Source organism: Pseudomonas mosselii, from assembly GCF_005796105.1.
Taxonomy (GTDB): domain Bacteria; phylum Pseudomonadota; class Gammaproteobacteria; order Pseudomonadales; family Pseudomonadaceae; genus Aquipseudomonas; species Aquipseudomonas mosselii_C.
The window spans coordinates 286408-299285 of sequence record NZ_VAUO01000004.1 but is presented as its reverse complement, the minus strand read 5'-3'; the positions used below and the strand labels follow the sequence as shown (position 1 = coordinate 299285).

13 protein-coding genes are annotated in these 12878 nt (G+C 63.3%); 5 read left to right on the top strand and 8 right to left on the bottom strand.

Annotated features, from left to right (window positions below; genetic code table 11):
* Nucleotides 1-156 precede the first annotated feature (156 nt).
* The gene (locus FEM01_RS12040; protein WP_138219660.1) at nt 157-756 is read right to left on the bottom strand and encodes a Yip1 family protein; all 600 of its coding nucleotides are present in this window, start codon (nt 754-756) and stop codon (nt 157-159) included.
* Nucleotides 757-1017: 261 nt separating this feature from the next.
* On the opposite strand from FEM01_RS12040, the gene ttcA reads away from it, so the two are divergent.
* Both ttcA and FEM01_RS12030 read left to right on the top strand, forming a co-directional pair.
* Complete coding sequence (gene ttcA, locus FEM01_RS12035) at nt 1018-1842, top strand: tRNA 2-thiocytidine(32) synthetase TtcA (protein ID WP_138219659.1); 825 nt, start codon at nt 1018-1020, stop codon at nt 1840-1842.
* A gap of 4 nt (nt 1843-1846) precedes the next feature.
* Nucleotides 1847-2518, top strand: coding sequence for a DNA-3-methyladenine glycosylase I (locus FEM01_RS12030; protein WP_138219658.1), 672 nt, complete (start codon nt 1847-1849; stop codon nt 2516-2518).
* Between the two features lie 49 nt (nt 2519-2567).
* Here FEM01_RS12030 and FEM01_RS12025 read toward each other — a convergent pair whose 3' ends face one another.
* From FEM01_RS12025 to arsC, 3 genes are read right to left on the bottom strand one after another with little or no spacing between them, the layout of a single operon-like run.
* Nucleotides 2568-2975 (bottom strand): DUF2069 domain-containing protein, encoded by a 408-nt coding sequence (locus FEM01_RS12025; protein ID WP_138219657.1) that lies wholly within the window; start codon nt 2973-2975, stop codon nt 2568-2570.
* Entirely contained in the window at nt 2968-3573 is a 606-nt protein-coding gene (gene wrbA, locus FEM01_RS12020; protein WP_138219656.1) for an NAD(P)H:quinone oxidoreductase, read from the bottom strand. The genes FEM01_RS12025 and wrbA overlap by 8 nt, the downstream gene beginning before the upstream one ends.
* Nucleotides 3570-3923: an arsenate reductase (glutaredoxin) gene (gene arsC / locus FEM01_RS12015; RefSeq protein WP_138219655.1), complete on the bottom strand. Its 354-nt coding sequence runs from the start codon at nt 3921-3923 to the stop codon at nt 3570-3572. The genes wrbA and arsC overlap by 4 nt, the downstream gene beginning before the upstream one ends.
* Nucleotides 3924-4009: 86 nt before the next feature.
* Between arsC and FEM01_RS12010 the strand changes: the two genes are divergently transcribed.
* The gene (locus FEM01_RS12010; RefSeq protein ID WP_138219654.1) at nt 4010-4477 is read left to right on the top strand and encodes a TlpA disulfide reductase family protein; all 468 of its coding nucleotides are present in this window, start codon (nt 4010-4012) and stop codon (nt 4475-4477) included.
* A gap of 89 nt (nt 4478-4566) precedes the next feature.
* On the opposite strand, the gene FEM01_RS12005 is transcribed toward FEM01_RS12010, so the two are convergent.
* From FEM01_RS12005 to FEM01_RS11990, 4 genes are all read right to left on the bottom strand, one after another.
* Nucleotides 4567-4971, bottom strand: coding sequence for an META domain-containing protein (locus FEM01_RS12005; RefSeq protein ID WP_138219653.1), 405 nt, complete (start codon nt 4969-4971; stop codon nt 4567-4569).
* Nucleotides 4972-5406 carry a hypothetical protein gene (locus FEM01_RS12000; protein WP_138219652.1) on the bottom strand — a complete coding sequence of 145 codons (435 nt, stop codon included), beginning with the start codon at nt 5404-5406 and terminating at the stop codon, nt 4972-4974.
* 31 nt (nt 5407-5437) lie between these two features.
* Nucleotides 5438-6427, bottom strand: a complete 990-nt coding sequence (locus FEM01_RS11995) for a 2-hydroxyacid dehydrogenase (protein WP_138219651.1) — start codon at nt 6425-6427, stop codon at nt 5438-5440.
* Nucleotides 6428-6538: 111 nt separating this feature from the next.
* The gene (locus tag FEM01_RS11990) at nt 6539-9292 is read right to left on the bottom strand and encodes a response regulator (RefSeq protein WP_138219650.1); all 2754 of its coding nucleotides are present in this window, start codon (nt 9290-9292) and stop codon (nt 6539-6541) included.
* 246 nt (nt 9293-9538) lie between these two features.
* Between FEM01_RS11990 and FEM01_RS11985 the strand changes: the two genes are divergently transcribed.
* Nucleotides 9539-10258, top strand: a complete 720-nt coding sequence (locus tag FEM01_RS11985) for a response regulator transcription factor (protein WP_138219649.1) — start codon at nt 9539-9541, stop codon at nt 10256-10258.
* A gap of 2 nt (nt 10259-10260) precedes the next feature.
* On the top strand, nt 10261-11607 hold the full coding sequence (locus tag FEM01_RS11980; RefSeq protein ID WP_138219648.1) for a sensor histidine kinase: 1347 nt from the start codon (nt 10261-10263) through the stop codon (nt 11605-11607).
* Nucleotides 11608-12878: the final 1271 nt, after the last annotated feature.

Here is a 12878-nt window from a genome sequence, read left to right as displayed (position 1 = left end):
GCCAGCCATTATGCCGCAAGCGGCGCAGGGTTGCCGAGCCGTCGGTCTACGCTCGGCCCGTCGTGGGCAAGGCTTCGCCCAGCTCGGCATTGCCGCGATAGTCGCGGGTTTTACCCGCGCAGGGCGAGGGGCTGCCAAGCAGCCCCGATTGCTGGGTCAATTGGTGTAGACAGGCCCCACACCCAAGCCCCAGATGATCACCGTGGCCGCCATGATCGCCACCAGCACCACCAGCCCGACCGCTAGCACTGAACTTGAGAACAAAAAGCCTTCGTCGGCGGGAATGTTCATGAACGTCGGCAGCCCCACGTAAAGCAGGTAGACGGTGTAGCAGATGGCGGCCGTGCCAATCAGCATGCCCAGCCACAGGTGTGGATACAGCGCTGCGAGTCCGCCGAGGAACAGCGGTGTGGCGGTATAGGTGGCGAAGGCGATACATTGCGCCATGCTCGGATTGGCGTCGTAGGTGCGTGCCATCCAGTGGATGAAGGCGCCCATCACCGCCACCCCGGCGAGCATTGCCAAGTACGACATGATGCTCATCCACAGTGCGCTTTCCAGGGTCAGCATCACCGCTGGCCGTTCACCGATCACCCAGCCGACCTGGGTGGTGCCGATGAACGCCGATACGGCCGGTATCGCCGCCAGGATCAAGGTGTGCGTCAGGTACATGTGGCTGATGCTTTCTTCCTCGCCACGGATCTCCCGCCACTCCTGGTCGGGATGGGTAAACAGCCCCACAACGTGATGAATCATGCCGGTCACTCCTCTGCATATTGCCAACCGCCCCCAACTGGAGCGCAAGCGGCCCGAGGCCAGTACACCGATTCGGCGACAATGCGGCCTTATGTCGCAGTATAGGAAGCGCATCCCTGCATAATTCCCGGTTTTTAGAGCAAATCGCACTGTCCAGCGCAGGCTTGATTCCCTTGAAGTCTTTATCGGAATCTCCTACTGCCGTGACCGGTTTGTGCGTAAAATAGTCGGCTTTTGTCACACCTTGCGGATCCAAGCGCTATGGGCACCCTTTCGGTCAACCAGAACAAACTGCAAAAACGCCTGCGTCGCCTCGCTGGCGAAGCCATCACCGACTACAACATGATCGAGGATGGCGACAAGGTCATGGTCTGCCTGTCCGGCGGCAAGGACAGCTACACCATGCTCGATGTTCTGTTGCACCTGCAGAAGGTGGCGCCGATCCAGTTCGAGATCGTCGCGGTGAACATGGACCAGAAGCAGCCAGGCTTCCCCGAGCACGTGCTGCCCGCGTATCTCAAGGAGCTGGGCATCGAGTACCACATCGTCGAGAAGGATACCTACTCGGTGGTCAAGGAACTGGTGCCTGAAGGCAAGACCACCTGCTCGCTGTGTTCGCGCCTGCGCCGTGGCACGCTGTACACCTTCGCCGACGAAATCGGCGCGACCAAGATGGCCCTGGGTCACCACCGCGACGACATCGTCGAGACGTTCTTCCTCAACATGTTCTTCAACGGCTCGCTCAAGGGCATGCCGCCGAAGCTGCGCGCCGACGATGGGCGCAACGTGGTAATCCGCCCGCTGGCCTACTGCAGCGAGAAGGACATCCAGGCCTACTCGGACATGCGCGAGTTCCCGATCATCCCGTGCAACCTGTGCGGCTCGCAGGAGAACCTGCAACGCCAGGTGGTCAAGGACATGCTGGTGGAGTGGGAGCGCAAGCACCCAGGTCGTACCGAAAGCATCTTCCGCGCCCTGCAGAACGTTGCGCCATCGCAACTGGCCGACCGCAATCTGTTCGACTTCACCAGCCTGAAGATCGACGAAAGCGCCACGCCGCGCTTTCTCGACGTGCTGAACATCTGAACGTATGCGCGACTATCAGTGGTTGCATGAATACTGCCTGAATCGCTTCGGCTCTGCCCAGGCGCTGGAAGCCTTCCTGCCGCAGCCGCGCACGCCTGCGCAGCTGCGCGGCATCAGCGATGACCGCTACCTGTCGACGCTGGCCCTGCGGGTGTTCCGCGCGGGCCTCAAGCACAGCCTGGTGGACGCCAAGTGGCCAGTGTTCGAGCAGGTATTCTTCGGCTTCGACCCGGAAAAGGTCGTGCTGATGGGCGCCGAGCACCTGGAGCGGTTGATGCACGACGAGCGCATCATCCGTCACCTGGGCAAGCTCAAGAGCGTGCCGCGCAATGCGCAGATGGTGCTGGATGTGGTCAAGGAGCACGGCAGTTTCGGCGCGTTCATCGCCGACTGGCCCACGACCGATATCGTCGGGCTGTGGAAGTACCTGGCCAAGCACGGCAACCAGCTCGGGGGGCTGTCGGCGCCGCGCTTCTTGCGCATGGTGGGCAAGGATACGTTCATTCCTACCGATGACATGGCGGCGGCCCTGATCGCCCAGAAGATCATCGACAAACCACCGACCAGCCAGCGCGACCTGGCGTTGGTGCAGCAGGCGTTCAACCAGTGGCAGGCCCAGAGTGGGCGGCCGCTGTGCCAGTTGTCGGTGATGCTGGCGCATACCGTCAACCACTGACCTTGCCGCGCCTGAATCCGCCGCTCCTACAGGGGGATCCTTCTGCGGTTCATTCGCCCGCCAGGCGCCGTTCAAGCTGGAACTTCCAGCGCACATACAGCAGCCCGCTGACGAACAGTCCCAGGCTCACCAGCACCTCGACCCATCCGAACATTGCCCGTGATGGGTCGAACGCTGCCAGTACGCCCTTGATGAAGTAGATGTTCACCACGAAGCAGGTCCAGGCGTGCGCCCTGGCGCTGCCCCGCAGCATGCCCGGCAGCAGCAGCGCCAATGGCACCAGCTCAACCGCCAGGATCACTTCGACCCGCGCCCCATGCAGGTTGGCGAACCACAGGTTGTTGACCACCAGCAACACGATCAGCCCGAAGAAACACGCCAGGCTCAAGGCGCGGGTGGTGCGTACGCGCGGCAGCAGCCAGTCGAGTGGTGGCAAAACCTTCGGCTTCCTAGCCACGTTGGCCACCGAGGGCCTTGGCGGTGTTCGCCAGGCGTTGGCCGAGGGCACGGCACAAGGCGATCTCGTGTGTGTCCAGCTCGCGCTTGCCATCTGCGCCTGCGTGGTGGCTGGCCCCATAGGGCGTGCCGCCGCCGGTGGTCTCCAGCAGCGCCGATTCGCTGTAGGGCAGGCCTGTGACCAGCATGCCGTGGTGCATCAGCGGCAGCAGCATCGACAGCAGGGTGGTCTCCTGGCCGCCATGCAGGCTAGCGGTGGAGGTGAACACCGCAGCCGGCTTGCCTACCAGCTCGCCACCCAGCCACAGGCTGCTGGTACCGTCGAGGAAGTACTTCAGTGGTGCTGCCATGTTGCCGAAGCGGGTCGGGCTGCCCATGGCCAGGCCCGCGCAGTGGCGCAGGTCGTCGAGGGTGGCGTACAGCGCGCCGCTGGCCGGGATGTCCGGGGCGACCGCTTCGCACTCGGTAGAAATGGCCGGCACCGTGCGCAGACGCGCCTCCAGGCCGGCCATCTCGACGCCGCGGGCGATATGCCGGGCCATTTCGCTGGTGGCGCCGTGGCGGCTGTAGTACAGCACCAGGATGTAGGGCGCGCTCACGGCAGGATCTCCAGGACTTTTTCAGGCGGACGACCGATGACGGCCTTGTCGCCAGCGACCAGGATCGGGCGCTCGATGAGTTTGGGGTGCTGCACCATCGCCTCGATCAGCTGGGCTTCGCTCAGCGAGGAATCGGCCAGGCCGAGGGCCTTGTATTCGTCTTCGCCGCTGCGCAGCAATTGACGCGCCGGGATACCGAGGCGGGCGAGTAATTGCGTGAGGGTGGCGGTATCTGGTGGCGTCTCCAGGTAGCGCACGACGGTGGGGGTCAGGCCGCGGGCTTCGAGCAGCTCAAGGGCGCCGCGGGATTTGGAGCAGCGCGGGTTATGATAGAGCGTCAGTTCGGTCATGGCGGGTCGCATCCAGCAAGGTGTGGCGGCTATTCTAACCGCAGCGACCGACTTCAATGCTTGAAAACTTCGAGAAGGATTGACCCATGGCAAGGCGTTTGGCAGCGGTACTGGCCATCACCGCGAGCCTGTTGCTCGGCGGCTGCGGTGCCGATTACGGCGTGGACCAGCACGGCAACACGGTGAAGGCCGAACAGATCCAGGGGCACTGGCTGGTGCTCAACTACTGGGCCGAATGGTGCGGCCCGTGCCGCACGGAAATCCCCGAACTCAATGCGGCGGCCAAGCAGTGGGAGGCCCAGGGTATCAAGGTGGTGGGGGTGAACTACGATGGCCTGCAAGGCGCGGACTTGAAAGCCTCTGCCGATACGCTGGGGATTACCTTCACGGTGCTCGCGCAAGACCCCGCCGAGCGTTACAAGCTGCCACGCAGCGAGGCGCTGCCGGTCACCTACATCATCGACGACAAGGGCAAGGTGCGTGAGCAGTTGATGGGTGAGCAGACCCTCGAAGGGTTGCAGGCCAAGATCAAGGCGCTCAAGGGCGGGGCCTGAGGTCAGCGGCGAGCTACAAGCTACAAGCAAGAGCAGGGCGTGATCCTTGCCTCTTCTTGTAGCTTGCAGCTCGTAGCTTGCCGCGGCTGTCAGCCTTCCTCAGGCCAGAAGCGCAGCGGCTTGCCTTCGGCGGGCCAGAAACGGATCTGCTCGACCGGCGACACATCCCAGCGCTGCACGTTCTCCAGCGCCTGGAGGAAGCGTTTCTCCTGCTCCATCACCGCCGGCGCGCAGAGCTTGCGAGTCTTGCCGACCTTGCCGAAGCTCAGGTGCTCGCCGTCCAGGGTGTAAGGCGCGAACCAGTGGTTGCAGCCGGCATTGCCGTAGGCACGGCCGTCGCTGGCCAGGGTCAGCGTGAGGTGGCTGTAGTCCATCAAAGGGCGTTCGCCGATCCACTCCAGCACATAGCTTTGCTCCTGGCGCAGCGGCGAAGGCTCAGAGGCGCAGCCGGCCAGGCCGCCAGCGATCAGCGCAGCAATCAACAGCTGTTTCACTCAACCACGCTCCTGGCACTTCGGGCACAGGTGGCCATCGCCCTGGCTGCTCCAGCCAAGCTCGGCGATGCGCGCGGTGGCGGCAGGGGCATGGCCCTTCTTGCCCAACTTGGCCTCGACGGCGAACTCGAAGTCCAGCACCGCGTCGCAGCTGTCGCACTTGACCTGCCATTCGAGGATTTCCAGCTCGTTGAACACCGGGCCCTGGGCCACGGCAACCCACTGGCCGCTCGGGTTGATCAGGTGGCGTACGGTGTCCACGGTCAGGCGCATCGACAGGCTCTTGCTGCCTTTGAGCGATACCAGCAGGACGTCGCCTTTCTGGATCGAACCGCCGTTGCCGGTGACCTGGTAACGGCCCGGTACCAGCGCGCGGCATTCGATCAGGGTGTGTTGCGGGTTGAAAAGGGTGTAGCGGAAATCGTGCTCGACCATGGGTCCTCCAGAAATGCCGCGTATCCTAGCATCACTTGATGACCAGATTCTGCGGATTGCCTGCCGCCCAGCGGGTGATGTTATCCAGCGTGGTGGTGGCGATCGCATCCAGTGCCTCGCGGGTGAGAAACGCCTGGTGCGCGGTCACGATCACGTTGGGGAAGGTCAGCAGACGTGCCAGCACATCGTCCTGCAGTGGTTGGTCGGAGCGGTCCTCGAAAAACAGTTGGGCCTCTTCCTCATAGACATCCAGTCCCAGGTAGCCGAGCTGGCCACTTTTGAGCGCATCGATCAGGGCCGGGGTATCGACCAATGCACCGCGTCCGGTGTTGATGAGCATGGCGCCGGGTTGCAGGCTGGCCAGGCTGCGCGCATTGATCAGGTGCCGGGTGTGTTCGGTCAACGGGCAATGCAGGCTGATGATACGGGCCTCGCGCAGCAGTTGCGGCAGTTCCAGGTAACGTGCGCCCAAGGCCAGAAGTTCGGGGTTGGGATGCGGGTCATAGGCCAGCAACTGGCAACCGAAGCCGGCCATGATGCGGGCGAAGGCCGCGCCGATCTGCCCGGTGCCGACCACACCCACCGTCTTGCCATGCAGGTCGAAGCCGGTCAGGCCGTGCAGGGTGAAATCACCTTCGCGGGTACGGTTGTAGGCACGGTGCAGGCGCCGGTTGAGGGCCAGGATCAGGGCGACGGCGTGCTCGGCCACGGCATGCGGCGAGTAGGCCGGCACGCGCACCACCGTCAGCCCCAGGCGCTGGGCCGCGGCCAGGTCGACATGGTTGTAGCCAGCCGAGCGCAGGGCGATCAGGCGCGTGCCGCCGCTGGCCAGGCATTCGAGTACCTGGGCGTCGAGTTCGTCGTTGATGAACGCACAGACCGCGTCGAAGCCATGCGCCAGCGCAGCGGTGTCCAGGGTCAGGCGGGCCGGCTGGTAGTGCAGGTCAAGCGCGCTGTCGTTGGCGGCGCGGGCGAAGCTTTCCTGGTCGTAGTGCTGGCAACTGAACAACAACGCGCGCATGGCAGTCTTCCTGCTTCCTGTAGGGGCAACCTCGGCAGTCTAGCCAAGTGGCCGGTGTGGGCCTTGATCTGTGTCGCTGCGCAGCGCCTTGCAAGGTTTGCCCGGTTAGCCTCAAGCGCTCTGGCGCGCCTGTTCAGCCAAGCGGGCAATGGCCTGGTCCAGTCCGTCCAGCGCCTGCTGGGCCTGTGGACTGTCCTGCTTGAGCAACGTTTCGCTGCGTTGGCAGGCGGCGCGCAGCTGGGGCACCCCGCAGTAGCGCGAGGCACCGTTCAGGCGATGCACGCGCTCGATCAGCGCGTTGCGGTCGCAGGCTTCGCGGGCCAAGCGAATGGACTCACGGTCGGCATCCAGCGAGGCCAGCAGCATCGCCAGCATGTCGGCGGCCAGGTCTGGCTTGCCAGCGGCCAGGCGTAGGCCTTCCTCGGGGTCGAGCACCTTCAGTTCGCTGTCCGCGACGTGTTCGGCGCGGCGCTCCTGGGTTGGTACGCCGAGGCTCAGGCCGGTCCATTTCATCACCACCTGACCCAGTTGGCGTTCGCTGATCGGCTTGGTCAGGTAGTCGTCCATGCCGCTGTGCAGCAGGGCGCGTTTTTCGTTGGCCATGGCGTGCGCGGTGAGTGCCACGATCGGCAGCGCTGGGGCGCTTTGGCTGCTTTCCCACAGGCGGATCTGCTCGGTACAGGCACGTCCATCCATACCGGGCATTTGCACGTCCATCAGTACCAGGTCGAACGGCTCGTCCTGAACGGCTTGTACGGCCGCATAGCCGTTGTCCACGGCCACCACTTCGGCGCCCATTTCCTCCAGCAAGGTCTTGACCAGCAACAGGTTGGCCGGGTTGTCATCGACGCAGAGGATTTTCGGCAGCCGCTTGCCATGCTCGATGCTCGCCTCACCAAGCGGCCTGCGCGGCTGTACCAGTTCCAGCAGCAGCCGGCGCAGTTTGCGCGAGCAGGTGGGTTTGGCCAGCAATTGCCCGTGTGCGTTAGGCAGGAAAGGGTGGTAGAGCGGCTGTTCAGTGGTGGGGCAGAGCACCACGCACTGGCAGCCCAGGCGTTCGAGCTGTGGGTGGTATTGGCCCAGTTGCTCAGGCGCAAGGCTGCTCAGGTTGGCGCCAAGCACGGCGAAATCGAATGGCTGGCCGGCCTGGTAAGCCGCGTTCACCGCCTCTAGCAACTGGTCGCAGGAGGAGAACAGGCTGACCGACAAGCCGCAGTCTTCCAGTTGGTGCTCCAGTGCCTGGCGCGCCAGGTCATGCCCGTCGACGATGGCCACCCGACGCCCGAGCAGCGCTTGCAACGGCGTCTCTTCGGCATCGTCATGGGCGCGGGGCAGGTTGAGGCTGATCCAGAACTGCGAACCTTCCCCGGGCGTACTGTCGACGCCGATTTCGCCGCCCATCTGCTCGATCAGGCGCTTGGAGATCACCAGTCCAAGGCCGGTACCACCGGGTTCGCGTGACAGCGAGTTATCGGCCTGGCTGAACGCCTGGAACAACGTGCGGACATCCTGGGGCGACAGGCCGATGCCGGTGTCCTGCACGCTGATGCGTAGTTGTACGCTGTCTTCGCCTTCGTCTTCGAGCATGGCGCGCACGACGATGGTGCCCTCGCGGGTGAACTTGATCGCGTTGCTCACCAGGTTGGTGAGGATCTGCTTGAGCCGCAGCGGGTCGCCTATCAGCGACAGCGGGGTGTCGCGGTACACCAGGCTGAGCAGCTCCAACTGCTTGGCGTGTGCGGCTGGCGCGAGGATGGTGAGAGTGTCCTGGATCAGGTCACGCAGGTTGAAGGGGATGCTGTCGAGCACCAGCTTGCCGGCCTCGATCTTCGAAAAATCGAGGATTTCGTTGATGATTCCCAGCAAGTTGTCGGCGGATTTTTCGATGGTGCCGAGATAGTCGAGCTGGCGCGGACTCAGCTCGCTTTTCTGCAGCAGGTGGGTGAAGCCGAGGATGCCGTTGAGCGGCGTGCGGATCTCGTGGCTCATGTTGGCGAGGAATTCGGACTTGATCCGGCTGGCCTCAAGGGCCTCCTTGCGCGCCATGTCCAGCTCGATGTTTTGAATCTCGATGGTCTCGAGGTTCTGGCGCACGTCCTCGGTGGCCTGGTCGATGCTGTGCTGCAACTCCTCGTGGGCGTTGTGCAGGGTTTCGGCCATGCGGTTGATACCGGCCGCCAGTTCGTCCAGCTCATGGCTGCCCATGGCCGGCAGGCGTTCCTCGAGGTGACCGTCCTTAAGTTGGTTGACCGCGTGCTTGATGCGGTTGATTGGGCCGTTGATGGTGCGGCTCATGCGCAGTGCCAGCAGCGCGGTGAGGACCAGCCCCAGCAGGATCAGCAACAGGCTGGTGAACAAGTTGCGGTAGCCGCGCAGCAGGGTGCCGTCGTGGGAAAGCTCGATCTCCACCCACCCCAGCAGCCGCTCGGTTTCGGCGGGGACGGCGTCAGTGGCCAGGTCACGATGATGACCGAATACCGGCATCAGGTAGCGCGTCGCATCATTGCCGGTGCGTTGCAGCACCTGCGTGCCGGTACCGCCGCTGGGCGGCTGATTGAGCATGCTGGGGCCGGCATGGGCCAGGCGCGTGCGGTCGGCGGCCAGGAACGCCACGGCGCGTACATCGGCCTGCTCCAGGGCCTGTGCGGCAATCCGCTCCAACTGCGCCGGTGCCTGGCGGGCGAGGGCCGGGGCGGCCAATGGCGCGAGTTGTTCGGCGATCATCTTGCCACGCTGTACCAGTTGCGTGCGCAGCTCGCTTTGCTGCAACCAGGTGAAGTAGCTACCCAGTACCAGGGCCATCAGGCTGGCGGGCAGCAGGGCCAGTAACAGGACGCGGCTGCGGATTCCCAAACGGTCGAGCACACCGATCTCCTGTCATGTGCCTAGGGGCGCGCTGGGCGCTTGAATCGGGAACGTTACTCCGGGTGGGATGGCAATGCACTTGTTTGTGTCAGTTTTTTGCACCTGCGCTGCGCGACCATGAGCGGGTTGGCAAAGCCCTGCGCCAACGGGTTTTGCGCAGGGCGGCGTGACGTGGGGCGTGGACCCGTTGCATGGCATCAGCGCTTACACAATAATTGCGTAACTGAGAATAAATGACAGTTGCCAATGAATCCCGAACCCATTCATGCCTCCAACATCCTCGCCATCGAAGACGATCCGGTGTTGGGTGCCTACCTGCATGCAGAACTTGAACGTGGTGGTTTTCAGGTGACCTGGTGCCGTAACGGCCTGGAAGGGCTGGAAGTGGCAGGGCGCCAGGTGTTCGACCTGGTACTGCTGGATATTCTGCTGCCTGGCCTCAATGGCTTGGAGGCGCTGGTCAAGCTGCGTCGCAACAGTGCCACGCCGGTGATCCTGATGTCGGCACTGGGCGCTGAGGCCGATCGCATCAGCGGCTTCGAGCGCGGGGCTGACGACTACCTGCCCAAACCTTTCAGCTTTGCCGAGCTTCGAGTACGCATCGAGGCGCTGCTGCGCCGCGTGGCGTTCGAGCGTCGAGCCCTGGTGCCGCGCGATGTCATCGCCCCGGGCGAGTTGCGCTTCGACGAGGCGCGCGCCGATGTCAGCCTGGCCGGTGCCTGGGCGGGCCTTACCCCGAGCGAATTTCGCCTGCTCGACACGCTCTATCGCAGCCAGGACGAAGTGCTGAGCAAGCCATTGCTTTACCGGCAGGTGCTGCAGCGGGCCTATGTGCGGCATGACCGCAGCCTGGACATGCATGTCAGCCAGATCCGCCGCAAGCTCAAAGCCATCGGCTACCACGAGCGTCAGGTGCGTACCGTGTGGGGCAAAGGTTATGTGTTTGGCGTGGGCGAGGCGAACTGAACGTGCTCAATCGCCATTCGCTGTTCTGGAAGCTGGCCATTTTGCTGGTGGGCTTCTGCCTGTTGATGATCGGCCTGAGCTACACCTGGGGTCGGCACATGGAAACCCGCAACGCTTTCCTCGATGAAGGCGCCCGCGATGTGCTGCGCGGTTATGCCGCCGAGGCCGAGCGGGCTTGGCGCGAGGGCGGGCGCGAAGGGGTGGACCGCTGGCTGGAAGGCTTGTTGGCGCGTGAGCCAGGTTGGGCTGGTGTGCTGGATGGCGACTTGCAACCGTTGGGCAGCATTGGCCTGAATGGCGAACAGATCCAGCACCTGACGCGCTTGCGCGGGGTGGACTGGCCGATGAGCCGACGCAGCGTGGGCCAGCCTTGGTTGCGCCTGCCGTTCCCCACTCTGCCCGAGCAGGGCATGCTGGTGATGGAATTGCCCAGGCGCTTCACCCCAGGCCAGTACCGGTTGTTCTGGCAGGTGGTCACCAACGGCATCATCCCCGGGCTGTTCACCTTGCTGTTGTGCGTAGGCCTTTACCGCATGTTGATCGTACCGCTGAACCAGTTGCGCGAGCAGGCCAGTGCCTGGCGCGCCGATCAACTCACGGCGCGGCTCGATTCGCGTACCACTGCGCGTCAGGACGAGCTGGGCGAGCTGGCTCGAGCGTTCGACCAGATGGCCGAGCGCTTGCAAGGTACGGTGGCGTTGCAGCAGCAGATGTTGCGTGACCTATCCCATGAAATGCGCACCCCGCTCAGCCGCCTGCGGGTGGCGTGCGAGGGTGAAACCGACCTGCACTGCCTGCGTGAGCGGGTACACCGCGAGGTGGATGGCATGCAGCAACTGGTCGAGGGCACTTTGCAACTGGCTTGGCAGGATGCTGAGCGGGCATCAATGGTGTTGGAGTCGATCCAGGTGCAGGCGCTATGGGACATGCTGTGCGAGAACGCCTGCTACGAGAGCGGCTGGCCGTTGGCGCGGCTGCATTGCACGCTGCCGGCCAGTTGCTGGGTGCAGGGCAATCTCAATCACTTGGCCCAGGCGTTGGAGAACATGCTGCGCAACGCGATCCGCCATTCGCCTGCCAATGGCGTGGTACGCCTGAGTGGGCAGCGCGACGGCGGCTATTGGCGGCTGGTGCTGGAGGACGAGGGCGGGGGTGTGGCCGAGGGGGATCTGGAGCGGATCTTTGCGCCGTTTTCCCGGCTGGATGGGTCGCGGCCGGGGGATGGTGGCTTTGGCCTGGGGTTGAGTATCGCCCGCAGTGCCATCCAGCGGCAGGGTGGAGTGCTATGGGCGGTCAACGGGGCGCGTGGGTTGCAGTTGTGTATGCGGTTGCCGGTTGGTGTCAGTTAGTTGGTTGGTTAGTTGATGTTTGTTTTGATGGTTGTATTCGCATTCATTGGCTTTGTCGACTTTTAGTCACCTTTCCGCCCTTACGGCGGGTTACTTTGGTCGTGGCCAAAGTAACCAAAGCCGTGGCGCTCCATTCATTCGGCCCCTGCGCTTCGCTCCGGGGTTCCCTCGCTGCGGTGACTTACGGGCCCGCGCGGCCTCCGACTTGCTGCGCAAGTCTACATCTCGCGCCTTCGGCTGCGCCGAAGGGTGCTGCGCACCTTGAGCCCTCCAGTCACCTACGCTCGGCCTACTGAAGTCGCGACGTTAGGGGTGGCGCCTGGACTTGCGCAGCTAACCGCTAGTTACAGTTGTGGGAACTCTGGATTACAGGACTGCGCCAAGCCTGAACCCAGCGCTGCACCTGTACAGGCTGTGTGAAAACCCCCGCTGCTTTTCGATGATCGCGCTCGTACGTGAAATCTGAAAAGAGATGGCGGCTCAGCAGACCCAGATTTTGCGTAGGTGCGCGATTTTTAGGATGTTTTTTGAACAGCTACATCGGTCGAGAGGTTTTCACACAGCCTGTACAGGAGCGGCCTTGTGCCGCGAACACCGGCGTAGCCGGTGCCATCCATCGCGTTGCCTGCTTCGCGGGACAAGCCCGCTCCTACAGGATTGTGCAAAGCCAGAATTGCTCAAAACTTCAGACCTTGCACTTTGAGCAGGCTTGCTGGAGTGCCTTACCACTGCGAAATACATCCATCACTTCAAACAAATAATTCTGCTGCTCTTGCTCTTGCTTCTAAGCGCGCAATAGCCCATGCGCCGCCAATTGCGACTTCAGGAGGCCGAGTGTAGGCGTCTGTAGGGCCAGGTGCGTAGCACCCTTCGGCGTAGCCGAAGGCGCGAGATGTAGACTTGCGCAGCAAGTCGTAGGCCGCGCGGGCCCGAAAGGCGCCGTAGCGAGGGAACCCCTGCGCGCAGCGCAGGGGCCGGATGATGGAGCGAGCGGTTTTTGCCTACTTTTGCCCAAGAGCAAAAGTAGGTCGCCGTGAGGGCGAAAAGGTGACTAAGCGTCGACATCGCCAACGAATGCGCATACGTCTCCAAAAACAACCACCCTGACCATCGAAACCGAAACCGAAACCGAAACCGAAACCGAAACCGAACCCGAACCCGAACCCGAACCCTTATACCAACCCGCTATAACCCCCAACAATTGCGTGATATGGCCCGACAGGGTTTGCCGGTATGATAGGCCCCCCTGCCGTCCGGATTGCGAAAACGCC